General features: G+C 38.1%; 1 protein-coding gene. It reads right to left on the reverse strand.

Going from position 1 to position 1,004, the window contains the following annotated elements; translation table 11 throughout:
- Positions 1 to 149: 149 nt before the first annotated feature.
- Positions 150 to 695 carry a helix-turn-helix domain-containing protein gene (locus tag ACQR30_RS15065; RefSeq protein WP_429736577.1) on the reverse strand — a complete coding sequence of 182 codons (546 nt, stop codon included), beginning with the start codon at positions 693 to 695 and terminating at the stop codon, positions 150 to 152.
- Positions 696 to 1,004: the final 309 nt, after the last annotated feature.

Raw genomic sequence — 1,004 nt, forward strand, 5'->3', positions numbered from 1 at the left:
AACCATGACGGACCCACCTCCGTAGTTTCGCCTCGAAAAGTAGCGTGGTTCTTTACATAAATCTCTCCAGTAGCTGTTCAGACCATCCGGGCCATCAAGGTTGAACTTCTTTTCATCCGAGAAAATCACCTACAATGAAAGGAAACACATTAAAAACAAGCGCAACCAGAACCTACCAAATTCCATTGACGACCCATATTGTTCCTTGCGAATTCCAGTCTTCCTCTGATATGAACGGGTTCCAAACGTGGCGCTTTATTCATTTTTTGACGAAAAATGTTTGGATTCTTGTTAATAGTGCGCCAAACGGTTTGCCGATGGACGTCTAAGCCAAGTTCTTGCTTGATTTTTGCACAGCTTTTAGTGGTGTTGGATACTTTCCTGATAATTTGACGCTCATCACGTTTGGAAAGCTTCTTCTTGCGGCCTCTTTTCTTGTTTTTCTTGCCGTAATTCTCCTGTTTTTCAAGCCAATTCATCACAAGATTGTGGGAACGATTAATTTTGCGTGCTATTTCTCGAATTCCCAATCCTTCACTATGGAAAGCCTCAATTTGGCCGATCTCACGCTCTGTAAGGGATTTACCACGTGGCATTGCTAAAAAGCAATAAAATGAGTAAGAGCAGCCACAAAAAACGCTAGAAAAGCAAGAACGACGAGTTTGCATGATTTTTTTCTTCAAAATTGCGAACAAAAGCAAGTGGTTTTATAATTTTGTTACAGCGCTATTTCAAAAAACTCAATAAAAACGAATAATTCGGGATTCTTAGACATTGTTTTTATATAGAATAGTATTTTAGTGCATGCTAAATCATATTAGATAACTTTCAGAACGAGACATGCCTTGGGGTCATCCAAAACGCTATTTTTGGGGGTGGTTTTATAATTTTGTTACAGAGTGTAGGTAGTAGGATCTGATGCTAAAGTAGGGCACAAAAATGCCTCAATTGATTTCAAATTTCTTATTATAAATTTATTAACAGAACATCAATCTATTCAAGAT

This window comes from Arachidicoccus sp. (assembly GCF_050436765.1).
In the GTDB taxonomy this organism is placed as follows: Bacteria; Bacteroidota; Bacteroidia; order Chitinophagales; family Chitinophagaceae; genus Arachidicoccus.